At 64.9% G+C, this 26,805-nt stretch carries 22 protein-coding genes; 11 read left to right on the top strand and 11 right to left on the bottom strand.

The window, feature by feature from the left end; translation table 11 throughout:
- The first annotated feature begins 218 nt into the window (after nucleotides 1-218).
- From G0P99_RS09715 to G0P99_RS09705, 3 genes are all read left to right on the top strand, one after another.
- Nucleotides 219-1,865 (top strand): electron transfer flavoprotein-ubiquinone oxidoreductase, encoded by a 1,647-nt coding sequence (locus tag G0P99_RS09715; RefSeq protein ID WP_164129174.1) that lies wholly within the window; start codon nucleotides 219-221, stop codon nucleotides 1,863-1,865.
- Nucleotides 1,866-2,037: 172 nt separating this feature from the next.
- Nucleotides 2,038-3,750: a tetratricopeptide repeat protein gene (locus G0P99_RS09710; protein WP_239059735.1), complete on the top strand. Its 1,713-nt coding sequence runs from the start codon at nucleotides 2,038-2,040 to the stop codon at nucleotides 3,748-3,750.
- Entirely contained in the window at nucleotides 3,740-4,579 is an 840-nt protein-coding gene (locus G0P99_RS09705; protein WP_164129173.1) for a 4-(cytidine 5'-diphospho)-2-C-methyl-D-erythritol kinase, read from the top strand. The genes G0P99_RS09710 and G0P99_RS09705 overlap by 11 nt, the downstream gene beginning before the upstream one ends.
- An 80-nt stretch (nucleotides 4,580-4,659) precedes the next feature.
- On the opposite strand, the gene G0P99_RS09700 is transcribed toward G0P99_RS09705, so the two are convergent.
- Entirely contained in the window at nucleotides 4,660-5,658 is a 999-nt protein-coding gene (locus G0P99_RS09700) for a polyprenyl synthetase family protein (RefSeq protein ID WP_164129172.1), read from the bottom strand.
- A gap of 58 nt (nucleotides 5,659-5,716) precedes the next feature.
- Here G0P99_RS09700 and G0P99_RS09695 point away from each other — a divergent pair, with 58 nt between their 5' ends.
- The 3 genes from G0P99_RS09695 to G0P99_RS09685 all read left to right on the top strand — a co-directional run bounded on the left by G0P99_RS09695 (nucleotide 5,717) and on the right by G0P99_RS09685 (nucleotide 6,978).
- Nucleotides 5,717-5,932: a DUF2007 domain-containing protein gene (locus G0P99_RS09695; RefSeq protein WP_164129171.1), complete on the top strand. Its 216-nt coding sequence runs from the start codon at nucleotides 5,717-5,719 to the stop codon at nucleotides 5,930-5,932.
- A complete protein-coding gene (locus G0P99_RS09690) occupies nucleotides 5,929-6,702 on the top strand; it encodes a tRNA1(Val) (adenine(37)-N6)-methyltransferase (RefSeq protein WP_164129170.1) in 774 nt (257 codons plus the stop codon). The genes G0P99_RS09695 and G0P99_RS09690 overlap by 4 nt, the downstream gene beginning before the upstream one ends.
- Nucleotides 6,703-6,813: 111 nt before the next feature.
- Nucleotides 6,814-6,978 carry a YdcH family protein gene (locus G0P99_RS09685; RefSeq protein WP_164129169.1) on the top strand — a complete coding sequence of 55 codons (165 nt, stop codon included), beginning with the start codon at nucleotides 6,814-6,816 and terminating at the stop codon, nucleotides 6,976-6,978.
- Here G0P99_RS09685 and G0P99_RS09680 read toward each other — a convergent pair.
- The 10 genes from G0P99_RS09680 to G0P99_RS09635 form a co-directional block, all read right to left on the bottom strand.
- A complete protein-coding gene (locus tag G0P99_RS09680; RefSeq protein WP_164129168.1) occupies nucleotides 6,975-7,841 on the bottom strand; it encodes a DMT family transporter in 867 nt (288 codons plus the stop codon). The genes G0P99_RS09685 and G0P99_RS09680 overlap by 4 nt on opposite strands.
- Complete coding sequence (gene gcvA, locus G0P99_RS09675) at nucleotides 7,838-8,788, bottom strand: transcriptional regulator GcvA (RefSeq protein WP_164129167.1); 951 nt, start codon at nucleotides 8,786-8,788, stop codon at nucleotides 7,838-7,840. The genes G0P99_RS09680 and gcvA overlap by 4 nt, the downstream gene beginning before the upstream one ends.
- A gap of 457 nt (nucleotides 8,789-9,245) precedes the next feature.
- Entirely contained in the window at nucleotides 9,246-14,273 is a 5,028-nt protein-coding gene (locus G0P99_RS09670; RefSeq protein ID WP_164129166.1) for a GAF domain-containing protein, read from the bottom strand.
- Between the two features lie 121 nt (nucleotides 14,274-14,394).
- Nucleotides 14,395-15,117 carry an acetoacetyl-CoA reductase gene (gene phbB / locus G0P99_RS09665; protein ID WP_164129165.1) on the bottom strand — a complete coding sequence of 241 codons (723 nt, stop codon included), beginning with the start codon at nucleotides 15,115-15,117 and terminating at the stop codon, nucleotides 14,395-14,397.
- A 188-nt stretch (nucleotides 15,118-15,305) separates the two neighbouring features.
- Nucleotides 15,306-16,481, bottom strand: coding sequence for an acetyl-CoA C-acetyltransferase (locus tag G0P99_RS09660; protein ID WP_164129164.1), 1,176 nt, complete (start codon nucleotides 16,479-16,481; stop codon nucleotides 15,306-15,308).
- A gap of 173 nt (nucleotides 16,482-16,654) precedes the next feature.
- Nucleotides 16,655-17,503 (bottom strand): EAL domain-containing protein, encoded by an 849-nt coding sequence (locus G0P99_RS09655; RefSeq protein ID WP_164129163.1) that lies wholly within the window; start codon nucleotides 17,501-17,503, stop codon nucleotides 16,655-16,657.
- A 227-nt stretch (nucleotides 17,504-17,730) separates the two neighbouring features.
- The gene (locus G0P99_RS09650; RefSeq protein ID WP_164129162.1) at nucleotides 17,731-18,663 is read right to left on the bottom strand and encodes a sterol desaturase family protein; all 933 of its coding nucleotides are present in this window, start codon (nucleotides 18,661-18,663) and stop codon (nucleotides 17,731-17,733) included.
- On the bottom strand, nucleotides 18,660-19,046 hold the full coding sequence (locus G0P99_RS09645; protein WP_164129161.1) for a hypothetical protein: 387 nt from the start codon (nucleotides 19,044-19,046) through the stop codon (nucleotides 18,660-18,662). The genes G0P99_RS09650 and G0P99_RS09645 overlap by 4 nt, the downstream gene beginning before the upstream one ends.
- 63 nt (nucleotides 19,047-19,109) lie before the next feature.
- The gene (locus G0P99_RS09640) at nucleotides 19,110-20,180 is read right to left on the bottom strand and encodes a nitronate monooxygenase family protein (protein WP_164129160.1); all 1,071 of its coding nucleotides are present in this window, start codon (nucleotides 20,178-20,180) and stop codon (nucleotides 19,110-19,112) included.
- A 62-nt stretch (nucleotides 20,181-20,242) separates the two neighbouring features.
- Nucleotides 20,243-20,815, bottom strand: coding sequence for a TlpA disulfide reductase family protein (locus G0P99_RS09635; RefSeq protein WP_164129159.1), 573 nt, complete (start codon nucleotides 20,813-20,815; stop codon nucleotides 20,243-20,245).
- A gap of 24 nt (nucleotides 20,816-20,839) precedes the next feature.
- Here G0P99_RS09635 and argH point away from each other — a divergent pair, with 24 nt between their 5' ends.
- From argH to G0P99_RS09615, 5 genes are all read left to right on the top strand, one after another.
- Nucleotides 20,840-22,231, top strand: coding sequence for an argininosuccinate lyase (argH, locus tag G0P99_RS09630; RefSeq protein ID WP_164129158.1), 1,392 nt, complete (start codon nucleotides 20,840-20,842; stop codon nucleotides 22,229-22,231).
- Nucleotides 22,228-22,359: a hypothetical protein gene (locus G0P99_RS24930; RefSeq protein WP_255455774.1), complete on the top strand. Its 132-nt coding sequence runs from the start codon at nucleotides 22,228-22,230 to the stop codon at nucleotides 22,357-22,359. Before argH ends, G0P99_RS24930 begins: the two co-directional genes overlap by 4 nt.
- Nucleotides 22,360-22,416: 57 nt before the next feature.
- Nucleotides 22,417-22,731 carry a DUF2834 domain-containing protein gene (locus G0P99_RS09625; protein ID WP_370462742.1) on the top strand — a complete coding sequence of 105 codons (315 nt, stop codon included), beginning with the start codon at nucleotides 22,417-22,419 and terminating at the stop codon, nucleotides 22,729-22,731.
- A gap of 153 nt (nucleotides 22,732-22,884) precedes the next feature.
- Entirely contained in the window at nucleotides 22,885-24,150 is a 1,266-nt protein-coding gene (lysA, locus tag G0P99_RS09620; RefSeq protein WP_164129157.1) for a diaminopimelate decarboxylase, read from the top strand.
- 37 nt (nucleotides 24,151-24,187) lie between these two features.
- Nucleotides 24,188-26,746: a TIGR02302 family protein gene (locus G0P99_RS09615; protein WP_239059734.1), complete on the top strand. Its 2,559-nt coding sequence runs from the start codon at nucleotides 24,188-24,190 to the stop codon at nucleotides 26,744-26,746.
- Nucleotides 26,747-26,805: the final 59 nt, after the last annotated feature.

Genomic DNA, 26,805 nt, shown 5'->3' with positions numbered 1-26,805 from the left:
ATAAAAGGGTGAGGGCAGAGTACGGCGATTCCCGGGGTTGCGGCAAATGATCCCGAAACGCCTGCAAACACCCGCAACAGGCCGGGGAAATGCTGCATGTGCGAATATAACCTCGCGTTTCAATTGACGCTTGACCTGCATAGCCTGTAATCAAACGCGAAACTTTATTGCGTCCGGCCCGCGACCGGAGAGCCAAACCAAAGCCAAGGAGCGTCACGATGGCCGAGATTGAACGCGAAGCGATGGAATATGACGTGGTGATCGTCGGGGCGGGTCCGGCGGGCCTGTCGGCGGCCATTCGTCTGAAACAGCTCGATGCCGACCTGAATGTCGTCGTGCTGGAAAAGGGCTCGGAAGTGGGCGCGCATATCCTGTCGGGCGCGGTGTTGGATCCCTGCGGCCTGGATGCGCTGATCCCCGACTGGAAGGAAAAAGGCGCCCCCCTGAACGTGCCGGTGAAAGCGGACAACTTCTATGTCCTGGGGGAGGCCGGGCAGATCCGTGTACCGAACTGGCCGATGCCGCCGCTGATGAACAACCACGGCAATTACATCGTGTCGATGGCCAATGTCTGTCGCTGGATGGCCGAACAGGCCGAGGAACTGGGTGTCGAGATTTTCCCCGGCATGTCCTGTTCCGAACTGGTCTATGGCGACAATGGCGAGGTCAAGGGCGTGGTTGCCGGTGTCTTCGGCCTTGAGGCGGACGGGTCCTATGGCCCCAACACCGAGCCGGGGATGGAGCTGCACGGCAAATATGTCTTCCTGTCCGAAGGGGTGCGCGGCTCGCTGGCCAAGGAAGTGATCGCCAAATACGACCTGCAAAAGGGCAAGGAGCCGCAGAAATTCGGCATTGGCATGAAAGAGATCTGGGAGATCGACCCGGCCAAGCACCGCGAAGGCACCGTGACCCATACCATGGGCTGGCCTCTGGGCGGCAATGCGGGCGGTGGCTCGTTCATCTACCACCTGGATAACAATCAGGTCTATGTGGGTTTTGTGGTGCACCTGAACTACAAGAACCCGCACCTGTTCCCCTATATGGAATTCCAGCGGTTCAAGCATCATCCGATGGTGGCCGAGCTGCTGAAGGGCGGCAAGCGCGTCGCCTATGGCGCCCGCGCCATCACCGAGGGCGGATACCAGTCGATGCCCAAGATGGTGGCGCCCGGCGTGGCGCTGCTGGGCTGTTCGGTCGGCATGGTCAACGTGCCGCGCATCAAGGGCAACCATAACGCCATGCTGTCTGGCAAGGCCGCGGCCGAGGCCGCGTATGACGCGATCCAGGCGGGTCGCCAGTCGGACGAGTTGAGCGCGTATGAGACCGAAGTGCGCACTGGCGCCATCGGCAAGGACCTGAAAAAGGTCCGTAACGTCAAGCCGATGTGGTCCAAGTGGGGGTTGGTGCCCTCGCTGGCGCTGGGCGGGCTCGACATGTGGACCAACACGCTGGGTTTCTCGTTGTTCGGCACCCTGGGTCATGGCAAGACCGACGCGGCCGCGACCGAAGAGGCCAGCAAGCACAAGCCGATCGACTATCCCAAGCCCGATGGCACAATCAGCTTTGACCGGCTGACCAACGTGTCCTTTGCTGCTACCAACCACGAGGAAAGCCAGCCTTGTCACCTGCGGCTGACCGACCCGGATGTACCGGTCAAGGTGAACCTGCCGAAATACGCCGAACCGGCGCAGCGCTATTGCCCGGCGGGTGTCTACGAAGTGGTCGAGGACGAGAGCGGCCCGCGCTTCGTGGTCAACTTCCAGAACTGCGTGCACTGCAAGACCTGCGATATCAAAGACCCCAGCCAGAACATCACCTGGGTCACGCCGCAGGGGGGCGACGGGCCGAACTATCCCAATATGTGATGGGGCCTCTTCACAGTGGACAGCGCCGGGCCCTGCCCGGCGTTTTCTTTTGCGGCACGAGCAGGCAAAGACATGCCGTTGAGCGATTGTGACCAGCCTTCCCGTGCTTCGGCCATTGCACCGGACCCTGCTACGCCCTAGCTTTGGACAAGGCAGCAGGAAAGGCGGACCCTTGGCGATTTCTCTGGTCAGAAAGACGGTGCTGGCGGCATTGCTGTCGGCAGTTGCATTCCCGGTTGGCGCAGACGTGGCCGCGGGTTCGTATCTGGCCGCGCGACAGGCCGCCTATGCCAACGATTTCGAAGCCGCCGCGGAACATTATGTTCGCGCGCTGGCTTTCGACCCCAAGAATCCGGCGCTTCTGGAAAATGTCGTGCTGTCGCAACTGGCCCTCGGTCGGATGGATCAGGCCGTGACCATCGCCGAGCAGATGGAGGCGATGGGCCTCAAGAGCCAGGTCGCCAGTATCGCTGTGATCGCGAACCTGCTGGCCGAGGGAAAGTTTCAGGAGGTCCTGGACCGTGACTCCGAAAGCCGCGCGGTAGGCAAGCTGGTCGACGGGCTGATTGCCGGCTGGGCCCATATGGGCACCGGGTCGGTGGCCAAGGCGCTGGCACAGTTCGATGTGGTGGCGGACGAGGCGGGCCTGCGCGGGTTTGCTTATTACCACAAGGCGATGGCCCTGGCCTCGGTCGGCGATTTCGAAGGCGCCGAGGCCCTGTTTTCCGCCGATGATGGCGCCTTGACGACGATCTCGCGCAGGGCCGCCATCGCCCGGGCGGAAATTCTGTCGCAGCTCGACCGTAACGAACAGGCGCTGGAGATGCTCCGCGATGTGTTCGCCAGCGGCTTCGATCCGGCGCTGAGTGACATTGCGGACCGGCTGGCGGCCGGTGAAACCCTGCCGTTCTCGCTGGTGCGCTCGGTCGAGGACGGGCTGGCCGAGGTGTTCTTTACCATCGGGGCCGCCCTGAACGGCGAGGCGTCCGACGATTATACGCTGGTCTATATCCGCACCGCCGTTTTCCTGCGCCCCGATCACATCGACGCCCTGTTGATGACGGCCGGGTTGCTTGAGGAAATGGGCCAGTTCGACCTGGCAGAGGCCACGTACAAGAAAATCCCGTCCGACAGTCCCGATTACCATGCCGCCGAACTGGGCCGGGCCGAGGCGCTGCGCCGCGCGGCCAAGCCTGACGCCGCGATCGAAGTGCTGGAAAAGCTCGCCAAGGAATACCCGAACCAGCCCCAAGCCTATATCTCTCTGGGTGACCTGCAACGCCAGCAGGAAAGCTATGACAAGGCCGCAGTCGCTTATGACCGGGCGCTTGAACTGACCGAAGGCGAGGCGCCGAACCTCTGGTTCCTTCACTATGCCCGCGGCATCTGCAACGAGCGCCTGGGCAACTGGGACAAGGCCGAAGCCGATTTCCGCGCCGCCCTGGCGCTGAACCCGGACCAGCCGCAAGTGTTGAATTACCTCGGTTATTCGCTGGTCGAGAAGCAGCAGAAACTGGACGAGGCGCTGGACCTGATCCAGCGCGCCGTCGCCGCGCGGCCTGACAGCGGCTATATCGTCGACAGCCTTGGTTGGGTGCTGTTCCGCCTCGGTCGCTATGACGAGGCAGTGGGCCATATGGAGCGCGCGGTCGAGCTGATGCCGGTGGACCCGGTGGTCAACGACCATCTGGGCGATGTGCTTTGGGCCGTGGGGCGGGTGCGCGAGGCCGAGTTCCAGTGGCGGCGCGCGCTGTCTTTCATCAAGCCCGAGGATACCGATGGCGAGGCCGATCCCGACCGGATCCGACGCAAGCTGGAAACCGGTCTGGACGCCGTTCTGGCCGAGGAAGGATCGCCACCCCTGAAGGTGGCCAATGGCGATTGAGGCCTTTGCGCCGGCCAAGATCAATCTGACCCTGCATGTGACCGGCCAGCGCGACGATGGCTATCACCTGCTCGATTCGCTGGTGGTCTTTGCCAGTGTCGGTGACAGGATCCGAGTGGCACCCTCGGACGCGCTGTCGTTGGAGATCGACGGGCCAGAGGCTGGCGGGCTGTCCGCCGAGCCAGACAACCTGGTGCTGCGCGCGGCGCGGCTGCTGGCGCCCGGGCGCGGCGCCGCGATCACCCTGACGAAACGGTTGCCGGTGGCCTCGGGCATCGGTGGCGGGTCGGCGGATGCAGCCGCCACTTTGGGGGCCCTGTCGCAATTGTGGGATCTGCCAATGCCCGGAGCGGAGCAGGTGTTGACGCTTGGCGCCGACGTTCCGGTCTGCTTGTCCACCTCGCCCGCCCGCATGCGCGGGATCGGCGAGCGCCTGGACCCGGTGCCGCAGCTCCCGGAAATGGATATCGTGCTGGTCAACCCGCGCGTCGCGGTTTCGACACCCGCTGTTTTCAGAATGCTGACGGTCAAGGAAAACCCGCCTATGGAACCGGATCTGCCACACTGGCGCGATCTGCCCGCGTTCATCTCCTGGCTTGGCGGTCAGCGCAACGATCTGGCCGCGCCCGCCATCGCGCAGCAGCCGGTGATCGCCGATGTGCTGGACGCCCTGCGCGACGCCGGGGCGCTTTTCGCCGGCATGTCCGGTTCGGGGGCCACCTGTTTCGGTCTATTCCCGCCCGATGGGCATTCCGCCAAGTCGGTTGCCAAGGCCGTGCTATTTCTTGAGCATCCAGAGTGGTGGTGTACTCACGGGCGTGTTCTTTAGCCCGCCCAGCCCTTCATTTCGCCCAAAAATACTCCGGGGGTGAGGCCCGCGAGGGCCGAGGGGGCAGCGCCCCCTTTGCCTCAGTTCAGCCGTGAGACCACGTAATCGGCCAGGTCGCTCAGCATGGTGCGAATCTCGTGGCTGGGCAGCACATCCAGCGCCGCGCGCGCCTTGGCCGCCCAAGCCTGAGCATCCGCTCGCGTGGCCGCCAGGGTGCCGTATTTCTCCATCAGCGCCAGCGCCTGTTCCAGGTCGCCTTCGACTTGCTTGCCTTTTTCGATGGTGCGCACCCAGAAAGCGCGCTCTTCGTCGGTGGCCTGCGTCACCGCCTTGATCACCGGCAGGGTCAGCTTGCGCTCGCGGAAATCGTCGCCCACGTTCTTGCCCGTGGCCTTGGCGTCGCCTTGATAGTCGAGCAGATCGTCGGCGATCTGGAACGCGATCCCGAGCGCGTCGCCATAGTCGAACAGCGCCTTGACCTGCGCTTCGGGCGCGCCCGCGATCACGCCGCCAACCTCGGTCGCCGCCGAAAACAGCGCCGCTGTCTTGCCGCGCACAACCTTCAGATAAACGCTTTCATCCGTTTTCAGGTCGGTCGCCGCAGTCATTTGCAGCACCTCGCCCTCGGCGATGGTCGCGGCGGCATTGGCCAGAATATCGAGCACCCGCAGCGAGTTCGTCTCGACCATCAACTGAAAACTGCGGGCAAACAGGTAATCACCCACCAATACCGAGGATTTGTTGTCCCAGAGCAGGTTGGCGGTGGGGCGTCCGCGCCGCTGGGCGCTTTCGTCGACCACATCGTCATGCAGCAGGGTGGCGGTATGGATGAACTCGACCGTTGCGGCCAGCTTGACGTGATCGCTGCCCTGATAGCCGCAGAGCCGCGCCGCCGCCAGCGTCAGCATCGGGCGCAGACGCTTGCCGCCGGCCTCGACCAGATGGGCGGTCACCTCGGGGATGCGCGGCGCATGTTCCGATGCCATACGGGTACGGATCAGCGCGTTCACGTCCTGCATTTCCGAGGACAGGGTGGCGGCCAGCCGGTCATGCGGTTTCGTGTTCACCTTGGCGTCCATCTTCGTTCTTCTTTACTAGGCTCGACAATGGCGCAGCCTTGCCCTTACATCCATCCCCATGAAAGAGCTTCTGCGCAGCACCGACCCGACAGTCATGGCCTTTGCCTCCGCCCTTCTTCAGGGCGAGGATATAGACTGCTTTCAGATGGACGTAAATATGAGCATCCTCGAAGGCGGGATAGGGATTTTCCCCCGGCGGATGATGGTCAGGGAAGAAGACTATGACCGGGCGGCACTGGTGATGCGCGACAACGGTATCCCCCTGGGGAAATGACGGATTTCCGCGAAGATCAGCTGAGTTGCGACGACTTTCTGGGGGGGCGGTTGCGGCTGTTCCAGCCGCTCACCGGATACCGGGCCGGGGTCGATCCGGTGTTTCTGGCCGCCTCGGTCCCGGCGCGGCCAGGACAAACTGTGCTGGAACTGGGCTGCGGCGCGGGCGCAGCGATCTTGTGCCTGGGGCGGCGGGTGAGTGGGCTGGACCTGACCGGGATAGAGTTGCAACCGCCTTATGCGGCGTTGGCGCGGCGCAATTCGGACCTGAACACCATCCCGCTGGACATTGTCGAGGGCGATATCTCGGCGATTCCTGCTGCTCTGCGGCAGCGCCAGTTCGACCACGTGATCGCCAACCCGCCCTATTACCGCCCGGGGGCACATAGTTCGGCCAGTGACGCGGGGCGGGCGATGGCGCTGGGCGAGGGAACGCCGCTTGCTGCCTGGGTGGACGCCGCCGCGCGGCGTCTGATCCATCGCGGCTATCTGCACATGATCGTCAAGGCCGACCGCCTGCCCGACCTGCTGACCGCCTGCGACAGTCGGTTGGGCTCGATCGAGGTGCTGCCGCTGGTGCCGCGCGCGGGGCGCGCAGCAGAGCTGATGATCCTGCGCGCCCGCAAGGGCGGAAAGGCGGCGTTTCGCCTGCACCATGGTCTTGTTCTGCACGAAGGCACACAGCACCCCGGAGACCGGGATCACTATGTGCCGGAGATCTCCCGCGTTCAGCGCGAAGCGGCTGCGCTTCCATGGCCCGAGGTCAGGTGAGCCGACTTCGGCCGATATTTCAGTTTTGTGACAGATTTCCGTCGAGGCCGCGTGACAGGGTGATCGGGATGTGCTCAACTTGATCTATCCACAACTGAGAGGAGGATCGCCATGAGTGTGAGCGCGCATTTGACGGAACTGAAGAAGAAGCATGCAACCCTCAGTATCGAAGTTGAAGAAGCCCAGCGTTCGCCCGGTATCGACGACCTTCAGATCACCCAACTGAAGAAACAGAAGCTCAAGATCAAGGAAGAGATCGAGCGTCTTTCGACCTAATTCGCAAAGCTGGCGCGCGCTGCCAGCAGCGCGCCGCCGGTGATCAGGATCGCGGCCAGGCCCAGTGTCCAGCTGGGCGCCGCGATCCCTGTCAGAACCAGCACAAGCGTAGACAAGAGCGGGGCCGCATATGAACTGGTGCCCAGCAGTTGGATGTCCCCACGCTTGACCCCGATATCCCAGACATAGAACGCAAGGCCCACCGGCCCAAGGCCGAGGCCGATTGTGGCGGCCCAGCCGAGCGCGCCCTGCGGCCAAGCCGTTGTTTCCAGGGCGAAATGTAGCGGCCACGAGGCCGCGGCAGTGGCCAGGCAAAACACCGCGACCGAACTGGTGGGCGCGTCTCCGATGCGGCGCGACAGGACCGAGTATCCCGACCAGGTCAGGGCGCAGAGCAGGGCCAGGCCGTATCCCGGCAGGTAAGCCGTGCTGAACCCCGGTCCTCCGCCGCCGGTGATAATCAGTGCGGCCCCGGCAAAGGCCACCAAAGCGCCCAGGAAATGACCGCGTCGCAATTGTTCGCCCGGCAGCAGGCCCGAGAAGAGCACGATCAGCAAGGGCCAGAGATAGGCGATCAACCCCGCCTCGGCCGCAGGGGCCAGCCGCAGGGCCGAGAAATACAGCGCGTGGTAGCCGAAAAGACCAATCGTTCCAAAAGCATAGACCTGCCACCGTACTCCGCGCAACTGACCAAGGCCGCCGGTTGCAGCCGTCCAGATCAGCCCGAGCGTGCCGCCGATCGTGAAGCAGATCGCGTTCAGCAACAGTGGCGGCGTGGGGCTTGATCCAACCGTGAGCAGGGCCAGCAAGGCCCACAGAAGGACGGCGACAAAGCCGATGGCGGTGGCGCGGATGCGGGTCATTGCGGCGCGATCTCTTCGATAGGTATGATGGTGAAGGCGTCGGAGATATGCGCGGTCTTGTCAATCTCGGCCATGAACCAGTCGCGAAAGGCGGCGATCTGGGGGCGGGTCTCGGCACCTTTCAGGCAAAGGAAGCGGAAACGCCCCTGCGATTCAATCGCGGTCTTGAAGGGTGCGACCAGGCGACCCTCTTCCAAGTCCTTGATAATCATCGCTCTTCTGGCGAGCGCCACACCCGCGCCTGCAACGGCTGCATCGACGGCGTGGTCGGCGTTGGAAAAATGCGTGCCGTGTGTGGGGGTAAAGGAGATGCCGACCGCGCGGAACCAGACGGGCCAGTCGACGGGCGGGCGGAGGAAGGCGATGGAATCGTCGAAGATGAGGGGGGCTTCGATCAGGCTTTCGGGGGTCGTGTAGCGTTCGGCAAGCTCGGGCGACATCACCGGGGTAAGCCATTCCTTACGCACCGGGAGCGAATAAAGTCCTTCGTCATCAAGGCCATAGCCGAAGCGGATCGCGACATCCACATCCTCGCGCGCGAGGTCCATAACGCGCAGGGTTGCCGAGAAGCGCAGATCGATCGTGGGGTGTTTACGGGCAAAGTCATAGAGACGGGGCGCCAGCCATTTTGCGGTGAGCGCGGGGCCGGCTGTGACGGTCAGGGTGGTATTGTCCTGCATCCGCCGAACACTGCGCCATGTATCTGTAAGTATTTGAAAACCATCACTTATTCCGGGAGACAAAGCGCGGCCGATCTCGGTGAGTTCGACCGCACGGTTGAGGCGGCGGAACAGGGGTTGGCCGACGTGCTCCTCCAGCGACTTGATCTGAAACGACAGCGCGGCAGGGGTGACATTCAGCTCTTCGGCAGCCTTGGCAAAGGACATGTGCCGGGCGGCGGCCTCGAAGGCGCGCAGGGCGGTGAGGGGCGGCAGGCGGTCGATCATGGAGTAAGAAAATCTTGACTGAAGAAAGAGAAACTCTCGTTTGTGACTTTGATTTTCTGGAGTCATATTGGGGTCAAGTCAAGAGAAACTGAATCAATGAAAAGGAGCCCGAGATGATCGAGATGACGACAAACCCCGCTGCCCGCCGGGCCATGGAGCGCGCGCATAAGGAACGCGCCCGCGCCATCAGGAACGCCTGGAGCTGGCTGTTCGGTTCCCGCTGACCGCTGCGCGCGCGGACTTACGGGATGATCGGGGTCGACCCTGCCGGGTTGGCCCCGATCCTGTTTTGTACCGGAAAATGACCGTTTTGTACCCGCTGCAAACGGGCGATTGACCGTTTTGTACTGGGCGCAGAGGCGCCTCAGCCGCTTGCAACAGCGTTTCCAGTTTATGCTGCATCGCTTGTTCGCTGCCTCTCGCTTCGCTCGAACGCGAAAAGCGATGACGTTTCATGCTATGAAAACTGGATACGCTTTAGGCGGAAGATCTCGACCGGTTCGCGAATGCCCTTGAGGGTGACTTCGCCCTTCGATTCGACGGCGTAGTCATCCTCGACCGCGATCGAGGCGCGGGGGCTGAGCAGGATCTCTCCGTCCTCGGCCTCGTCGCAGAGACGGGCGGCGAGGTTCACGGCAGTGCCCGAGGCGGTGTAGTCGAACCGCCCCTCGTAGCCGACCATGCCGACGGTCGCATATCCCATAGCGACACCAACGCCGAAGCCCAGCCGGTGCCCCAGCCGTTTCCAGCCGCGGCAGAGATCGGCCATGCGGTCGCGCATGGCCAGCGCCAGCCTTACCGCCTCGCCCGCCGGATCGTCGCAGGGGAGGGGATCGTTGAACAGCACCATGATGCCGTCGCCCATCCGGTGATCGACCCCGGCGCCATGGGCGTTGATCAGCTTACCCATCTCCTGGTGATAGGTTTGCAGCACCTCGATGGTTTCTTCGGGTTCGGCGGTTTCGCAGAAGGCGGTAAAGCCGCGAATGTCGCAGAACAGCACCCCCAACAGGGCGCGGTGGCTGGACAGCATCTTCTCTGACCCCGAAGAGACCACGGTGTCGGCCACGGCGGCGGGCAGGAAGCGTTTCAGGCGGCCCATACGTTCGATCTCGCCCACCTGATCCTCGACCCGGGTCTCCAACTCGGCGTTCAGCGCTTCGAGCGCCTTGAACTGGCGCACGTTCTCGATGGCGATGACGGCCTGGGCGGCGAAGGTTTCGACGAGGGCGATATCACGGTGCTGGAACGAAGCGGCCTCGTGGCGAAACAGGTCGATGCATCCCACCGCCTCGCCGTTGAACAGCAACGGAACCGACAGCATCGAGCGAATGCCGGTTGTGTCCACGAAACGGCGGGTCAGCGTATCGCCTTTTGTATAGCTTGCTTCTTTGGTCAGATCGCCCACGGCCCGGGACTTGCCGGTTCGGACAGCTTCCGCCGCCAGCGACTCTCCGTCGACATCCAGGAACACCTCGTCGGTTTCCAGGTCGTTTTCCAGCGTGCTCCATTCAGCCCGCAGTTTCAGCAGGTGCCGGTTTTCATTCAGCAGCAACAGCGTCGCCCCCACTGCGCTGCACAAGCGGGCGGCGCGACTGAGGATCGCTTCGAAAACCGGGCTTTCATCGTCCCGGCTCTGGCTGATGATTTCGAGGATTTCGGCCGAGGCGCGTTCGCGTTCCAGCCGCTCCTGCACCTCGCGGAACTGGCGCACGTTTTCGATGGCGATCACCGCCTGCGCGGCGAAGGTTTCGACCAAGGCGATCTGGTCAGGCGTGAACGGGTGGATCTCGCGGCGGTAGAGGTTGATGGTTCCGATTGCGCGCGTGCCCCGGATCAGCGGGATCACCAGATACGAGCGGATCTTTTCCAGCTCTGCCAGTTGCGCGCGGCGGCCTTCGGCGGTGTCAGGCAGGTCCAGGGCCGACAGATCCTCTATCTGGATGATGCGCCGCTCTGTGATCGCTTGAGAGGTGGTGAGGACCGAACCTTGGATTGGTTCGACCTGTGTGTTCCAGACCCGCGCCATTTCAGGACCGGCCCCGCGATGGGCGGGGACGCGGAAATGCGTGCCCTCGTCGTCCACGATACTCATGAAGGCGAGCGGTGCATCGCAGAGCCGACAGGCGTTTGCCAGGATGGCGTCGAATACCGGGGTCTCGTCGGCGCGGCTCTGGCTGATGACGCCGAGGATTTCGCCGCTGGCCTTTTCCCGCTCCAGCCTGTCCTGCACTTCGCGGAACTGGCGGACGTTCTCGATGGCGATCACAGCCTGGGCGGCGAAGGTTTCGACCAGCGCGATTTCCGATTGGTCGAAAGGTTTCACCTCGCGCCGGAACAGGGTCAGGTTTCCGATCCCCTCGCCGCCTCTGGTCAGGGGAACGAACAGAACGCTGCGGACACCGGATTCGTCCACCATCGCGCGCACAACCGGGCTGTTTGCCTGATAAAGCTCGCTTTGCCCCATGTCCTCGAACGAGATCAGTCGGTTTTCCATGATGGATCTTGCCGCGTAGGACAGGCTGGCATCCATCGGCATCCGGCCCGTGTCGTAGAGTTCGATCGCGGCGGGAAACATGCCTCTGTGTGCGGCCAGTCTCTGGGCCGCATCCTGCCGGGTCCCCAGGATCAGCCCGGCGAGCGGCGCGTTGCACAGGGCACAGGCGTTTTCGAGGATCGCCTCGAAGACCGGTTTCTCGTCCTCGCGGCTCTGGCTGATGACTTCGAGAATTTCGGCCGAGGCGCGCTCGCGCCGCAAACGCTGCTGTACTTCGCGGAACTGGCGGACATTCTCGATGGCGATGACGGCCTGGGCGGCAAAGGCCTGAACCAGGGCGATCTGGTCATCGGAAAACGGCGCCACTTCGCGGCGATAGAGCGAGATGGTTCCGAGGCACGTCGCGCCGCTGGTGAGCGGGACCACAAGCAGGGTTCGCATCCCCTCGGTCTCGACAGCATGCACGCGCAGGGTCTGGCCTGCGGCGTAGAGCGGGCCGGCGGCCAGGTCCTCGACATGTACGACGGTCCTTTCCGTGACCGCGCGCGCCGTGTCCGACTGTGTCGGGTCGAGTGGTAGGGGGCTGGACTTCATCACCGCGACGAATTCCAAGGAGGTGCCGTGGAACGCGACCAGTTCCAGAGCGGCCGCATCCGGCGTGATCAGGCGGATGTAGGCCAGCGGTGCATCACAAAGCCGCGCCGCGCCGTCGAGTATGGCGTCGAAGACCGGTGTTTCGTCGTCGCGGGATTGCGAGATGACGCTGAGGATGTTCTTGGTGGTGGTTTCCCGTTCGAGACGGGTCTGGACCTCGCGGAACTGGCGGACATTCTCGATGGCGATGACCGCCTGGGCGGCGAAGGTTTCGACCAGGGCGATTTCACCGGGGGAAAACGGGCGCTTTTCCCGCCGGTAGAGCGTGAAGGCGCCAATGCCGATGCCTTTGCTGACCAGGGGCACGGAGATGAAGCTGCGAAAGCCTTCTTCGTCGACCATCTTGCGCCGGTACATTTCCCCGGCGCGGTACATTTCGGACCCCTGTGCATCCGGAACATGCTGCGCCTTGCACTCGTTGATGGCGCGGGCCACGGCGAGCCGCTCCGGGTCAAGCGGAAACGGGTTCTCGCGCAACCAGTCAATCATGTCGGAGTGCATTCCGCTCCACGCCTTGATCTCAAGTTGCGTGCGATCCCGGTTTGGCAGAACCAGAAACCCGAAGGGCGCGTCGCACAGGCTCAGGGCTTTGTCCAGGATCACGTCGAACACGGGCTGATCGTCGTCGCGCGATCGGCTGATGACTTCAAGAACGTCGCGGGTCGCGGTCTCTCGCTCCAGCCGGGTCTGGACCTCGCGGAACTGGCGGACATTCTCGATGGCGATCACCGCCTGGGCGGCGAAAGTTTCGACCAGCGCGATCTCGTCCGGGGCAAAGGGGCGCACCTCTTGCCGAAACAGCACCAGGCAGCCGATGCCCCGGTCGCCCGAGCGCAGCGGCACGGCCAGCAGAGTACGCATGTTCTCGGTATCCACGGCGGCAAGCGTCATCGGGTTGCCGGAGCGGTAGTTCTCGGATTCGCGCAGATCGTGGATATGGATGACCTTGCCGGTGCGGACCGCCTCGACGTGATAGTTGGGGGCATCCATCGGCCAGACCCAGCGATCTGACGGGATGACGCGTTTCGAATTGCCGAAGGTCGCGACCTCGCGCAGGTGGGCACCGTCAGGGTCGACGATATCCAGATCCGCCAGGGGCGCATGGCACAGGCGCGCGGCGCTTTTGAGGATGACGTCGAAGACCGGCCATTCGTCATCGCGGCTTTGGCTGATGACCTTGAGGATTTCGGCCAGGGCGGTTTCCCGTTCCAGCCTTTCCTGCACCTCGCGGAACTGGCGCACGTTCTCGATGGCGATGACGGCATGAGAGGCGAAGGTTTCGACCAGCGCGATCTGGTCCTCGGTAAACGGCACCGGCTCTTTTTTCCACAGGATGAAACAGCCGATCCCTCCGGTGGGCGAGATCAATGGCACGAACAGGTTGGTCCTGAGGCCCTGGTCGTCCACCAGCATCTTGAAGCGCGGATGCCCCTCCTTGTATTGCTGGGTTGCGGCCATGTCGGGCACGAGGATCGTCCGGCCTTCGAGGATGGCCTGCGCCGCGAGGGAATCCCGCGGGTCCATCGGTACCTTGCCGTCAGCATAGTGCTGCACCGTTTCGGGGGTGGAATGTCGGTGCGCCACCATCATTTGTGCGGCATCGCCTTTGCGCCCAAGAACCAGCGAGGCATAAGGTGTACCGCAAAGCCGTGTGGCGCTGTCGAGGATCGCCTCAAACGTGGGTTGTTCGTCGTCCGGCGATTCCGAGATCACCCTCAGGATATTCTTGACGGCCTGTTCCCGCTCCAACCGTTCCTGCACTTCCTGGAACTGGCGCACGTTCTCGATGGCGATGACGGCCTGGGTGGCGAAGGTTTCCACCAGCGCGATCTGGTCGGGGGTGAAGGGGGTCACCTCGCGCCGGTAGAGGCCGATGGCGCCGATGGCGCGGGTGCCCTGCATCAGGGGGACAGCCAAAAAGGTGCGGATGCCTTCGATATCCACCGCCTCGACCCGGCGCTGGTCGCCCGCGCGGTAGAGGTCGGTATCGGCAAGGTCGGGGATCTGAACCACGGTGCCGGAATTGATCGCGCTTGGGATCGAGGCCGGGTTGGCCAGTGGCCAGCGGGTCAGGGCCCGTTCGAGATATTCGGGCCGGGCGCCCAGGCTGGCGACCAGATCCGCGCGGGTGGCGGAGGGGTCGACGAGGTAGAGACCGGCAAAGGGGGCCGCGCAAAGCTGGCAGGCGTTTTCCAGGATCCGTTCGAACACGGGCCCGGTATCGGCGCGCGAGGTGCTGATGATATCGAGGATGCCGCGCAGCGCCTCTTCGCGGCCCAGGGCAGGCGATGTGTCTGGAGGCGGGTGAAGGGCCAAATCCTGTGCTCCGGTCATGCGGTATGCCTCAGGATAAGGCCGTCATGGTCCCTGCGCCTAATTTTTTCGAGCGATACGCCCGGGTTGAACGAAAAAGGCCGCCCCAGAGGGCGGCCTGTCCTTGCGGCTGGACCGGCGTTTAGCCGAAGAACTGGGCGCCGTTGGCCGAGATGGTCGAGCCGTTGATGAACTGGGCGTCGTCGGAGGCCAGGAAGACCACGCAGCGGGCGATTTCCTCGGGCTCGCCCAGGCGGCCTGCGGGGATCTGGGCGATGATCGACTCGCGGACCTTTTCCGGCACCGCCATGACCATTTCGGTTGCGATATAGCCGGGGCAGACCGCGTTGGCGGTGATGCCGGCGCGGGCGCCTTCCTGGGCCAGGGAGCGGACGATGCCGATGTCGCCTGCCTTGGTCGCGGCATAGTTGACCTGGGCGAACTGGCCTTTCTGACCGTTGACCGACGAGATCACGATGACGCGGCCGAACTTGCGCTCGCGCATGCCGGGCCAGACCGGGTGAACGGTGTTGAACACGCCCGTGAGGTTGGTGTCGATCACCTGCTGCCACTGTTCCGGGGTCATCTTGTGGAAGGGCGCGTCCTTGGTGATGCCTGCGTTGGCGACCACGACGTCGATCGGGCCCAGATCGGCCTCGACCTTGGCGATGCCTGCGGCGCTTTCCTCGTAGCTGGCGACGTTCCACTTGTAGGTCTTGATGCCGGTTTCGGCGGTGAAGGCGGCTGCGGCTTCGTCATTGCCGGCATAGGTGGCGGCGACATTGTAGCCTTCGGCCTTGAGCGCCTTGGAAATCGCGGCGCCGATGCCGCGCGAACCGCCGGTGACGAGTGCTGTACGTGCCATTGAAGAATCCTCCAGATCTGAATTGGCTTGATAATGGTGTTACGCTGCGGGGTTGAAATGCGCAACATTGTTTCGCGGAGAATTTCCGCATTGCAGAGTAACAATATTGTCGCAGGTGCAGCATGTTCTTGGAATGCCACGAAAAAGGGCGCCTGACGGCGCCCTGTTCCTATGGCCGGTTCGGGCGATCAGTCACGCTCCACACAGAGGGCGACGCCCATGCCGCCACCGATGCAGAGGGTCGCGAGACCCTTCTTGGCGTTGCGGCGCTTCATCTCGAAGAGCAGGGTGTTCAGGACGCGGCAGCCCGAGGCGCCGATCGGGTGACCGATGGCGATGGCGCCGCCGTTCACGTTGACGATGGCCGGATCCCAGCCCATGTCCTTGTTCACCGCGCAGGCCTGGGCGGCAAAGGCTTCGTTGGCCTCGACCAGGTCCAGATCCTCGACCTTCCATCCGGCCTTGGCCAGCGCCTTGCGGCTGGCGTGGATCGGGCCGACGCCCATGATCGACGGGTCGAGCCCGGCGGTGGCGTAAGAGGCGATGCGGGCCAGAGGCTCGATCCCGCGCTTTTCGGCGTTCTCGGCGGTCATCAGCAGGGTGGCCGCGGCGCCGTCGTTCAGGCCGCTGGCATTGGCGGCGGTGACGCTGCCGTCCTTGGTGAAGGCGGGGCGCAGTTTCTGCATCGCCTCGATGGTGGCGCCGTGACGGATGTATTCGTCACTGTCCATCACGATGTCGCCCTTGCGGGTCTTGATCACGAAGGGCACGATCTCGTCGGCGAACTTGCCGGCCTTTTGCGCGGCTTCGGCCTTGTTCTGCGAGGCGACGGCGAATTCATCCTGCATCTCGCGGCTGATCTGCCACTGTTCGGCGACATTCTCGGCGGTCTGGCCCATGTGATAGCCGTTGAACGCGTCCCACAGCCCGTCGCGGATCATGGTGTCGATGTATTTCATGTCGCCCATCTTGTGACCGGCGCGCAGATGCGCGGCATGGGGCGAGAGGGTCATGTTTTCCTGACCACCGGCGATGACGATGTCGGCGTCGCCGAGCAGGATGTGCTGGGCACCCAGCGCCACGGCGCGCAGGCCCGAGCCGCAGACCTGGTTGATGCCCCAGGCCGAGCTTTCCTTGGGCAGGCCCGCGTTGACATGGGCCTGGCGGGCGGGGTTCTGGCCCTGGGCCGCGGTCAGGACCTGACCGAGGATGGTTTCGCTCACCTCGGCCTTGTCGATGCCGGCCCGTGCCACGACCGCTTCGAGCACTGCGGCGCCGAGGTCATGGGCGGGGGTGTTTGCGAAAGATCCGCCAAAGCTGCCGACGCCGGTACGGGCGGCCGATGCAATTACGATGTTGGTCATGTGATCCGATCCTTTGCCGTCATGGTCTGGTGGGAAATCTGACGGCAAACGAGTCATATGTCGACTCTGGAGCGCAGCTTATTCCCCGATGAAGCGCCCTTGACATAACGTAACGCTGCATGTGCAGCAACGGACAGCTTGTCTCACATCTGCGCGAGATCGGAGGGGGTTTGTCAGGCGGTGGCCTTGGGCGTTGGATTTGCACGCTTTTTGCCCCATTTCGGGGTAACCGTGGGGGCTGCGTAGAGATAGCCCTGGAGGCAGTTCACGCCGTTTTCGACGAGAAAGGCGGCGTCGGCCTCTGTCTCGACCGATTCCGCGATGATCAGCATCTCGAACTCGCGGGCCAGCGCGATGAGGGCGCGCACGATGGCCTGGTTGCCGGCGTCGCCGCTGACCCCGCGCACGAAACGGCCGTCGATCTTGACCGCGTCGAAGAAGAAGTCGCGGAAGGCATTGAAGTCGATGGGGCCGTCGCCGAAATCGTCCAGCGCAAAGGCGATGCCGCGCGGTTGCAGCCGGTCCATCAGGTCGATCACCAGTTCCGGTGTCGCCATGGCCGAGGTCTGGTTGATCTCGAGGATCAGCCGTTCGCCGAGCGACGGGTCGCGGGACAGGTGCTGCTCCAAGGTCTGCATCCAGGACTGAAAGCCGATGGAGCGGGCCGACATGTTGATCGACAGGCGGATGTCCTGTTTCTCTCGCAGGAGGCGGAGTCCGGTGTCGAGCGCGATGCGGTCCAGTTCGCGGCCGATCTCGGTGTTTTCGACCTGGGGCATGAAATCGCGCGCGGGGATCTGGCGGCCGGTCTCGTCAAGCACGCGAATGAAGCCTTCCCAAAAGGCGACGGTGTGCGGCGGGCGGGCCTGAATCACGGGCTGATAGGCCAGCATGCAATCGCCGTGGCGCACCGCGTCGGTCGCCATTTTGACCGCCGAGCGGTCGCGGCTGGAGATCGCGGCGCTGAGCGGGCTGTCGGTGCAGGGCGGCAAGTCGGCCAGTCGGGTGCGGCGGTTCTGCATGACGGTGGTTCCATCCCATGGGTCGGCGGCGAGCCTGCCCAGAGTTTGCCAAAACCGTGAATCGGGGGTTAAGGCACGCGTTTTCCTAAAATGCGCGATATCCCTCTCGCGTCCGGGGGTGGATGGAAAAAACGCCCCGGGTTCAGCGTGTTGGGCGCCTGCGGGGTGATCGTGCCGGTGCCGTGCGGGTCGGCCGAAATGGCTAAAATCCGAGGTTTCTGCCCGGATCAGGTGCGAAATCCCGGCGTGCCACGGTCCTGCGGGTGGCGGGCGAGGTGCTTGGCCTTGATCTGTTCCGAGGTGTCGCGGCTGCCGTCATGGCTGTAACCCGGCGGGGCAAAGGCATAGGCGAGCCGCTGGCGCAGGGTCAGGCCGGGTTGCGTGATGTCGCGCAAGATCCCCAGCCATTCGTGAAAGGCCACCCGCAGCGGGTTGAACGTGCCGAGGTTGTGGACGAGGCCGTAATCGACCTTTTCATCCTCTTGCTCGGGTACGAAAGTGCCGAACATCTTGTCCCAGATGATGAACACGCCCGCATAGTTGCAGTCCAGATAGCGGGGGTTGCGGCCGTGGTGCACGCGGTGGTGGCTGGGCGTGTTCATCACCGCCTCGAACCAGCGGGGTAGTTTGCCGATCGCCTCGGTATGGATCCAGAACTGGTAGATGAGGTTGAGCCCGCCTGCAAAGAGGACCAGCGCGGGGTGAAAGCCCAACAGCACCAGCGGCGCCTTGACCACCATCATGAAGGTGAAGGTGCCGGTCCAGGTCTGCCGCAGCGCGGTGGTCAGGTTGTAGTGCTGGCTGGAATGGTGGTTGACATGGCTGGCCCAGACCCAGCGGATGCGGTGACCAAAGCGGTGGACCCAGTAATACCGCAGGTCATCCAGCACGAAACAGGCGATCAGCGCCCAGACCGAGGTGCCGAGGTCGAGCGGCGTCAGCCGCCAGAGGAACATGAAGAAGCCCCAGGCAATGAAGCCGAGGATGATGCCCTCGGCCACCGATCCGGCGCCCATAAGGAGCGAGGTGACGGCATCGCGGGTCTCGTACCGGCCGCCGCGTTTCTTCATCGCGATCCACAGGAACTCGATCAGGATGGCAGCGATGAAGAAGGGAACCGCCAGTTGCGTGGGGTCGGGAAAGCTGAGCGTGTCGGTCATCTGGGGGTCATCCTGGCCTGCCAGTCGCGGCGTTCGTCGGGGGAAAGGTGCAGCGTCACCTGCGGCGCGGTGAAATCGTGGAACAGGACGCGCAGGCCGTGGGGGTGGTCGAAAAGGTCGAAATCGCGCAGGTGCCGGCCCACGGTATCGGCCCCGAAGGACCACAGAAGGCCGGGGCCCTGTTCGGTCTCGACCAGGGCGGCGTGACCGTCCTGGGCGACGGTGACGCCGAGGATCATGTCGTCGGGGAAATGCCGGTGCCAGGCGGCGCGCGCATCCTCGGGCAACAGGACCGCCCGGTCCGAGCGACCGGTCAGGTGCAGGATGACGGCGATGGCCGATATGCCGCCGATCACCAGGATCAGCAGGATTTCAAGTGGCATGAGTTCCTCCGTGACACACAGAGTGGAACCGGAGCGCGGCGCTTGTCAAAGGGTGGCGTGACGTCAGCGCGGGGCGAGGCGGGCCAGACTGTTCCGTGTCTCCGCGATCAGCCGCGCGATCAGGTCGGCGGCGGTGATGTCGCGGCCGAGCGTCAGGGCCTGACCACAGAGGTGGAACGAGACCTCCTCGTCCGGGGCGGCGTCGAGCAGCGGGCCCGAGAGCGCATACATCTGGATGAAGCCGGGCAGGGGGTCGTGGTGCTGCGCCATCTCCTCGGCGTGGCGCGAGCGGAGCGCGCGGGCGCAGCGCCCCGAGAAGGCATCGGTGGCCATCGTGTCTGCCTCGGTCGCGGTGCGCAGCCGGTCGCGCCAGGCGGTTGCGGTGGCTGCCTCGGGGCAGCGGAGAAAGGCGGTGCCCATCTGCACGCCGGATGCCCCCAGCGCCAGCGCGGCGGCGATGCCGCGCCCGTCGGCGATGCCGCCCGCCGCGATCACCGGTACCGAGACCGCATCGGCCACCTGCGGCACCAGCGCCATCGTGCCGACGCCCTCGTAAGATCGGGTCACGCGGTGCGAGCCACGGTGACCGCCCGCCTCCCAGCCTTGGGCGATGATCGCGTCAAAGCCCGCACGGTCCAGCGCGCGGGCCTCGGCAGCGGTGGTGGCGGTGCCGACGAGGATGATCCCGGCGCCCTTGAGCGCGGTCAGCACGGCGGCCTCGGGTATACCGAAATGGAAGCTGACCATGCGCGGGCGCAGCTCCAGCATCAGGTCGAGTTTTTCGGCGTCGAACCCGGGCTTGAGGTCGGGCAACTGCACGGGCGGGGTGCCGAGGTTGTAGCGGTCATACCAGGGCTTCAGGCGGTCCCGAGTGCGGGCGAGGGTCTGTGGATCGGTGCGGGGCGCATCGACGGTGAAGAAATTCAGGTTGAAGGGGCGGCCCGTCAGGGCGCGCAGCTCGGCCACTTCGCGCCGGATCCGGTCCAGCGGTTTTTCGGCGCAGCCCAGCGAGCCGAGCCCGCCTGCATTGCAAACCGCAGCGGCCAGCGCAGGCGTGCAGGTGCCGGTCATCGGGGCCTGGATGATCGGGTGTTCGATCCCCAGAAGGTCACACAATCTCTGGTCGGGCCACATACTGTTTTCCTCCGGCGTGCAGGCCCAAGCAGGGTAGCATGAAACACTCCGGAGGTCGCGACCTAGCTGCCGGTGCCGATCACCGCTGAAATGATGGCGCGGGCGCTGTCCGAGTTCCAGTCGGCGTCCCCGATCAGGCGGGCGACTTCCATGCCGTCGGCGTCGATCAGCACCGTGATCGGCAGGCCGATCACCGCCATTTCACGGGCCAGCGCCTGTTTGGGGTCCTGGTGGCGGGGCAGGTTGTCGACCCCGATCTCGCCAAAGAACTTCTCGATCCCGGCGGGCGAGTTGCGGCCGGTGGCGATGGTCAGCACCTCGAACCTGTCGCCGCCCAGTTCGGACTGGAGCGCCGAAAGCTGCGGCATTTCCTTGCGGCATGGGGCGCACCAGGTGGCCCAGAAATTCAGGAGAACCACCTTGCCCTTGTAGTCGCCCAAAGTGGCCTCGCCCGCGCCGTCGGCAAGCTGGAACGGCACCTGAGACACGACGCGACGTTCGGGCAGCACGATCAGTTTCTTCAGGTCGCCGTCGCGCAGCGCCTCGATCTCGGCACGGTCGGCGGCGAGGCCCGTGGATGGGTTTGCGCCCAGCGCGGCGGCGGTATAGACGAGGGCGAGCAACAGTTTCTTCATATCCCCTCCGAAGGGTTTAGCACGATGACCGACAAGACCTCGAACCAGATGTGGGGCGGCCGCTTTGCCGCCGGACCGGACGCGATCATGGAAGCAATTAATGCCTCGATCGGGTTCGACAAGCGGATGGCGGCCCAGGACATCGCGGGTTCGCGGGCCCATGCGGCCATGTTGGCGGCCACGGGCGTTATTACGGATAGTGATGCCGAGGCCATTCGGGAAGGGCTGCTCACCGTTTTGTCAGAGATCGAGGGCGGTTCGTTTACCTTTTCCACCGCGCTGGAGGACATTCACATGAATGTCGAGGCGCGGCTGAAGGACATCATCGGCGAGCCGGCGGGGCGGCTGCACACGGCGCGGTCGCGCAACGACCAGGTGGCGACCGATTTCAAGCTGTGGGTGCGCGACCAGTTCGACGCCGCCGAACAGGGGCTCTTGGCGCTGATCCGGGCGCTGCTCGGTCAGGCCGAGGCGGGGGCCGATTGGGTGATGCCGGGGTTCACTCATCTCCAGACGGCACAGCCGGTGACCTGGGGCCATCACATGATGGCCTATGTCGAGATGTTCGGCCGCGATCTGAGCCGGGTGCGCGACGCCCGCGCGCGGATGAACGAATCGCCCCTGGGCTCGGCGGCGCTGGCGGGAACGTCGTTCCCGATCGACCGGCACATGACGGCGGCGGCGCTGGGGTTCGACCGGCCCACGGCCAATTCGCTGGACGCGGTCAGTGACCGCGATTTTGCGCTGGAGTTCCTGTCGGTCGCCTCGATCTGCGCCATGCACCTGTCGCGCTTTGCCGAGGAGCTGGTGATCTGGTCCAGTGCCCAGTTCCGGTTCGTGATCCTGTCTGACCGGTTCTCGACCGGGTCGTCGATCATGCCGCAGAAGAAGAACCCCGACGCGGCCGAGCTGATCCGGGCCAAGGTGGGCCGCATCTTTGGCGCCAATACCGCGCTGATGATGGTGATGAAGGGGCTGCCGCTGGCCTATTCCAAGGACATGCAGGAGGACAAGGAACAGGTCTTTGACGCTGCCGACAACTGGATGCTGGCGCTGGCGGCGATGGAGGGGATGGTGCGCGACATGACCGCGAACCGCCCGTCTCTGGCCGCCGCTGCCGGGTCGGGCTTCTCGACCGCGACGGACCTGGCAGACTGGCTGGTGCGGGTGCTGGGCCTGCCGTTCCGCGATGCGCATCATGTGACCGGCAGCCTGGTGGCGCTGGCCGAGAAGAAGGGCTGCGATCTGCCGGACCTGAGCCTCGACGAGATGCAATCGGCGCATGCGGGCATCACGGCGGATGTCTATGGTGTGCTTGGCGTGGAAAACTCGGTAAACTCGCGCCAGAGCTATGGCGGCACGGCGCCCGCGCAGGTGCGCGCGCAGATCGCCCGCTGGAAGGAGATGCTGGCATGAGTGCGATCCGCCTGGGCCTGATCGTTGCGCTGGGCGCGCTGCTGTCGGGGTGTGGCGCCGATGGCGAGCCGGAAACGCCGGTCGCGGGGCTGAGCGGGGCTGACCGGACGATGGTTGCGTCCGCCTGACACCGGCGGGCTGGACCATACCGGTCCGTGCCCTAGATCGAGGCGCAACACGAGGAGATGACCTTGACCCCGTTGCGCCTGATCTTTCTCGCCCTCGCGATCTGGGGGGCGATCCATCCCATGTGGTATTTCCTGCAATGGTTCGCCGAAAACGGCGTCGACCTGGGGGCGATGGTTGATGCCTGGCACGCCAATGCCGCCAGTTCCGGGCTGGTCTGGGACCTGACGATCTCGGCCGTGGCGCTGACGGTCTGGGTTCTGGCCGAGACCTGGCGGAGCCGCAACTGGGCCGGTCTGCTGGCTGTGCCGGCCACGTTCGGTATTGGGGTGAGCTGCGGCTTGCCGCTTTACCTGTTCCTGCGGTCGCGATAGGGGGCGCTGCCCCCGTCGCGCTTTGCGCGTCTCCCCCGGTGGTATTTTCGACCAGAAAGAAGCAGGGTCGCGTTTGGGCTTCTTTCTGGTCATGAATACTCAAAATTGCGGGACCGATTGATCTGGCGGGGCGTTTCGGGATAAGCGCGCAACATGGATCATTTTCTCTATCGCGACGGCGCGCTTTACGCCGAGGATGTGCCCCTGACCGACATCGCCGCCGCGGTGGGCACCCCGTTCTATGTCTATTCCACGGCGACGCTGCTGAGGCATTTCCAGCTCTTCGACGAGGCGCTGGAAGGGACCGATCACCTGGTCTGTTACGCGATGAAGGCGGCCAGCAACCAGGCGATCTTGCGGACATTGGCGCAGGCCGGGGCGGGGATGGATGTGGTCTCGATGGGCGAGTATCTGCGGGCGAAGGCCGCAGGTGTGCCGGGCGAGAAGATCGTGTTCTCGGGCGTGGGCAAGACCGCCGAGGAAATCCGGGTCGCGCTGGAGGGCGGTGTGCGCCAGTTCAACGTGGAATCGGAACCCGAGATGGAGGCGATCAACGCCGTGGCCCTGAGCCTGGGCAAGGTGGCACCGATCACCATCCGGGTGAACCCGGATGTGGACGCCAAGACCCATGCCAAGATCGCAACCGGCAAGTCCGAGAACAAGTTCGGCATCCCGATCGCGCGCGCCAGCGCGGTCTATGCCCATGCCGCCGCCCTGCCGGGTCTGGAGGTGGTGGGTATAGACGTGCATATCGGCTCGCAACTGACCGATCTGGCACCGTTCGAGGCCGCTTATCGGAAAGTTGCCGATCTGACCGAGCGGTTACGTGCCGAGGGGCATGACATCCGCCGACTGGATCTGGGCGGGGGCCTGGGCATTCCCTATACCCGCTCGAACGAGGCGCCGCCGCTGCCACTGGACTATGGCGCGCTGATCAAGCGCACGCTGGGGCATCTGGGCTGCGAGATCGAGATCGAGCCGGGCCGCCTGATCGCGGGCAATGCCGGGCTGATGGTGTCCAAGGTCATCTATGTCAAATCCGGCGAGGGGCGCGATTTCCTGATCCTTGACGGGGCGATGAACGATCTGATCCGCCCGGCCATGTATGACGCGCATCACGATATCGTGCCGGTGATAGAGCCCGTGCCCGGGGTCGAACCGCAGCCCTATGACATCGTGGGGCCCGTCTGCGAGACCGGCGATACCTTTGCCAAGGGTCGGCTGATGCCGCCGCTTGCCGCCGGTGATCTGGTGGCGTTCCGCAGCGCCGGGGCCTATGGCGCGGTGATGTCGAGCGAGTACAATACCCGGCCGCTGATCCCCGAGGTTCTGGTGAACGGGGATCAATTCGCGGTTATTCGCGCAAGGCCGAGCTTTGACGAAATCATAAACCGCGATACCATTCCCTCGTGGCTTTGACGCGGGTGACCCGCGCGGGCCCCGAAGGAGGCCCGTTTTGAAACGCAACCAGACCCAGATCCTGCCCTTGCGCCGCCTCGTGCTGGGGGCGACGGGCGCGGGCATGATCGCCGAGCGTCTGTTGCGCGCGTTCTGGCCGCTGTTCTCTCTGCTCATGCTGGGACTGTCGGTGCTGATGCTGGGGCTTCAGGACATGGTGCCGGTCGAATGGACTTGGGCGGGCGCGGGCAGTTTGGGTCTTGGCCTGCTGTGGGCGCTGGTCCGGGGCGCACGGCGGATGCATTGGCCCGACCGGGCCGAGATGCTGGCGCGGCTTGACGCGACCCTGCCGGGGCGGCCGGTGCAGGCCCTGCTGGATCATCAGGCGATCGGGGCAGGGGATGCCGCGTCGGTCGGGCTGTGGCGGGCGCATCAGGCGCGGATGGCGGCGCGGGTGGCCGGGGCGCGGGCGGTGCCGCCCGATCTGGCCCTGCGGTCGCGCGATCCGCTGGGGCTGCGGTATATGGCGGCCTTGTGTCTGGCGGTTGCGGTGATCTTTGGTTCGGTCCGGCAGGTGAGCACGGTTGCGGGGCTCGCCCCAGGGGCGGCCGCTGCCGAGGTGGGACCCAGTTGGGAAGGCTGGATCGAGCCGCCGCGCTATACCGGTCTGCCGACGCTTTACCTGAACGATCAGGTGGCGGATGCGCTGGAAGTGCCGCAAGGCACGCGGATCGTTTTGCGGTTCTATGGCGAGCCGGGGCAGCTGAGCCTGGCCGAGACGCTGTCGGACACGCCCTTGGCGCAGCCCGAGAACCCGGAACAGTCGCTGACGGTGGTCCGCAGCGGCACGCTGGAGATCGAGGGGCCGGGAGGTCGCGGGTGGCAGGTTGCGATGCAACCGGACCAACCTCCGGTGGTTGAGATCGCGGGTGAAGCCGAAAGCGGCGCGGGCGGTCAGATGGTCATGCCCTATGCCGCCGCCGACGACTATGGCGTGACGGGCGGGGAGGCGCGGATCACGCTGGATCTGACGGCGGTCGACCGCCGCCACGGGTTGAGCGTGGACCCCGAGCCGCGCGAGGCGGTCACGGTCGATCTGCCCTTGCCGATCTCGGGCGACCGGCGCGATTTCACCGAGAATCTGATCGAGGATTTCTCGCAACACCCCTGGGCGCATCTGCCGGTGACGATCACGCTGGTGGCGCAGGATGCCGCCGGGCAGGAGGCCGAGACCATGCCCTATGGCGTGGCGCTGCCGGCGCGGCGGTTCTTTGACCCGCTGGCGGCGGCGGTGATCGAGATGCGCCGCGACCTGCTGTGGTCGCGCGAGAACGCGGCAAGGGTGGCGTTGATCCTGCGGGCGGTGTCGCACCGGCCCGAGGAAGTATTCAAATCCGAAACCGCCTATCTGCGGCTGCGGGTGATCCTGCGGCGGCTTGAGGCGCTGAACCGCTACGGCTTGCAGGTTTCGCAGCAGGAGGAGATCGCGCAGGCGCTGTGGGATCTGGCGCTGCTTCTGGAGGAGGGCACGCTGAGCGACGCGCTGGAGCGGATGCGCCAGGCGCAGGAACGGCTGAGCGAGGCGATGAAGAACGGTGCCAGCGATCAGGAGATCGCCGAGCTGATGCAGGAGCTGCGCGAGGCGACCGAGGATTACCTGCAACAGCTGATGCAGCAGGCGCAGCGCGATGGCGACAGCCAGGAACGCGATGGCCAGCAGGGCCAGGACCAGCAGAGCCTGCAAATGACGCAGGACGACCTGCAACGGATGATGGACCGGATCCAGGAGCTGATGGAACAGGGCCGGATGGCCGAGGCGCAGCAGGCCTTGCAGGAGTTCCAGCAGATGATGGAGAACATGCGCGTGACCCAGGGGCAGGGCCAGAACGGCCAGTCCGAGGGGCAGCGCGCGATGGAAGGGCTGGCCGAGACACTGCGCAACCAGCAGGGCCTGTCGGATCAGGCGTTCCGCGATTTGCAGGAACAGTTCAACCCCGGCGCGCAGGCGGGCGAGAACCAGCAGAACGAAGGCCGCAGCGGTGGCCAGGGCCGGGGCCAGAGCCATGAGGGGCAGGGCCAGGCGGGCCGCGAGCCGGGCAGCGGTCAGGACGGTCAGGGCGGGCAGCCCGATCCGGGCACGCTGGCCGACCGGCAGCAGGCACTGCGCGACGAGCTGGGCCGCCAGCAGCAGAACCTGCCGGGGCAGGGTACGCCCGAGGGCGACGCGGCGCGCGAGGCGCTGGGCCGCGCCGGCCGGGCCATGGAGGGCGCCGAAGATGCTTTGCGGCAGGACGACCTGCCAGAGGCGATCGACCGTCAGGCCGAGGCAATGGAGGCACTGCGCGAGGGCATGCGCTCGCTGGGCGAGGCGCTGGCGCAGGAACAGCAGCCGGGGCAGGGCAGCCAGGAGGGCGACATGCGTGCCCAGAACCGCGACCCGCTGGGTCGAACGCCCGGGTCGCAGGGCGGCATCCACACCGACGAGAACCTGCTGGGCGGCGAGGATGTCTATCGCCGGGCGCGCGAGCTGCTCGATGAGATCCGCCGCCGCTCGGGCGAGCGGGAACGGCCGCAGATCGAGCTGGAGTATCTCAAGCGCCTGCTGGACCGGTTCTGACGCCGGTCCGCGCTTTCACCTTGCCTGAAATACTCCCGCCGGAGGCCGATATTTTTCGT

This window comes from Ruegeria sp. PrR005 (assembly GCF_010500245.1).
GTDB lineage: Bacteria > Pseudomonadota > Alphaproteobacteria > Rhodobacterales > Rhodobacteraceae > Ruegeria_B > Ruegeria_B marisflavi.
Note: the sequence above shows the minus strand (reverse complement) of the source record. Positions and strands in the feature narration are given on the sequence as shown.

Excerpts from the sequence above, each read along its gene's own strand:
- G0P99_RS09655 (WP_164129163.1), bottom strand. The coding sequence starts at position 17,503 with ATGCAGAACCGCCGCACCCGACTGGCCGACTTGCCGCCCTGCACCGAC.
- G0P99_RS09660 (WP_164129164.1), bottom strand. The coding sequence starts at position 16,481 with ATGACCAACATCGTAATTGCATCGGCCGCCCGTACCGGCGTCGGCAGC.
- argH (WP_164129158.1), top strand. The coding sequence starts at position 20,840 with ATGACCGACAAGACCTCGAACCAGATGTGGGGCGGCCGCTTTGCCGCC.
- G0P99_RS09635 (WP_164129159.1), bottom strand. The coding sequence starts at position 20,815 with ATGAAGAAACTGTTGCTCGCCCTCGTCTATACCGCCGCCGCGCTGGGC.
- G0P99_RS09645 (WP_164129161.1), bottom strand. The coding sequence starts at position 19,046 with ATGCCACTTGAAATCCTGCTGATCCTGGTGATCGGCGGCATATCGGCC.
- G0P99_RS09715 (WP_164129174.1), top strand. The coding sequence starts at position 219 with ATGGCCGAGATTGAACGCGAAGCGATGGAATATGACGTGGTGATCGTC.
- lysA (WP_164129157.1), top strand. The coding sequence starts at position 22,885 with ATGGATCATTTTCTCTATCGCGACGGCGCGCTTTACGCCGAGGATGTG.
- G0P99_RS24930 (WP_255455774.1), top strand. The coding sequence starts at position 22,228 with ATGAGTGCGATCCGCCTGGGCCTGATCGTTGCGCTGGGCGCGCTGCTG.
- G0P99_RS09640 (WP_164129160.1), bottom strand. The coding sequence starts at position 20,180 with ATGTGGCCCGACCAGAGATTGTGTGACCTTCTGGGGATCGAACACCCG.
- G0P99_RS09695 (WP_164129171.1), top strand. The coding sequence starts at position 5,717 with ATGAAAGAGCTTCTGCGCAGCACCGACCCGACAGTCATGGCCTTTGCC.
- G0P99_RS09700 (WP_164129172.1), bottom strand. The coding sequence starts at position 5,658 with ATGGACGCCAAGGTGAACACGAAACCGCATGACCGGCTGGCCGCCACC.
- G0P99_RS09670 (WP_164129166.1), bottom strand. The coding sequence starts at position 14,273 with ATGACCGGAGCACAGGATTTGGCCCTTCACCCGCCTCCAGACACATCG.
- G0P99_RS09650 (WP_164129162.1), bottom strand. The coding sequence starts at position 18,663 with ATGACCGACACGCTCAGCTTTCCCGACCCCACGCAACTGGCGGTTCCC.
- G0P99_RS09625 (WP_370462742.1), top strand. The coding sequence starts at position 22,417 with ATGACCTTGACCCCGTTGCGCCTGATCTTTCTCGCCCTCGCGATCTGG.
- G0P99_RS09685 (WP_164129169.1), top strand. The coding sequence starts at position 6,814 with ATGAGTGTGAGCGCGCATTTGACGGAACTGAAGAAGAAGCATGCAACC.
- gcvA (WP_164129167.1), bottom strand. The coding sequence starts at position 8,788 with ATGATCGACCGCCTGCCGCCCCTCACCGCCCTGCGCGCCTTCGAGGCC.
- G0P99_RS09690 (WP_164129170.1), top strand. The coding sequence starts at position 5,929 with ATGACGGATTTCCGCGAAGATCAGCTGAGTTGCGACGACTTTCTGGGG.
- G0P99_RS09680 (WP_164129168.1), bottom strand. The coding sequence starts at position 7,841 with ATGACCCGCATCCGCGCCACCGCCATCGGCTTTGTCGCCGTCCTTCTG.
- phbB (WP_164129165.1), bottom strand. The coding sequence starts at position 15,117 with ATGGCACGTACAGCACTCGTCACCGGCGGTTCGCGCGGCATCGGCGCC.
- G0P99_RS09705 (WP_164129173.1), top strand. The coding sequence starts at position 3,740 with ATGGCGATTGAGGCCTTTGCGCCGGCCAAGATCAATCTGACCCTGCAT.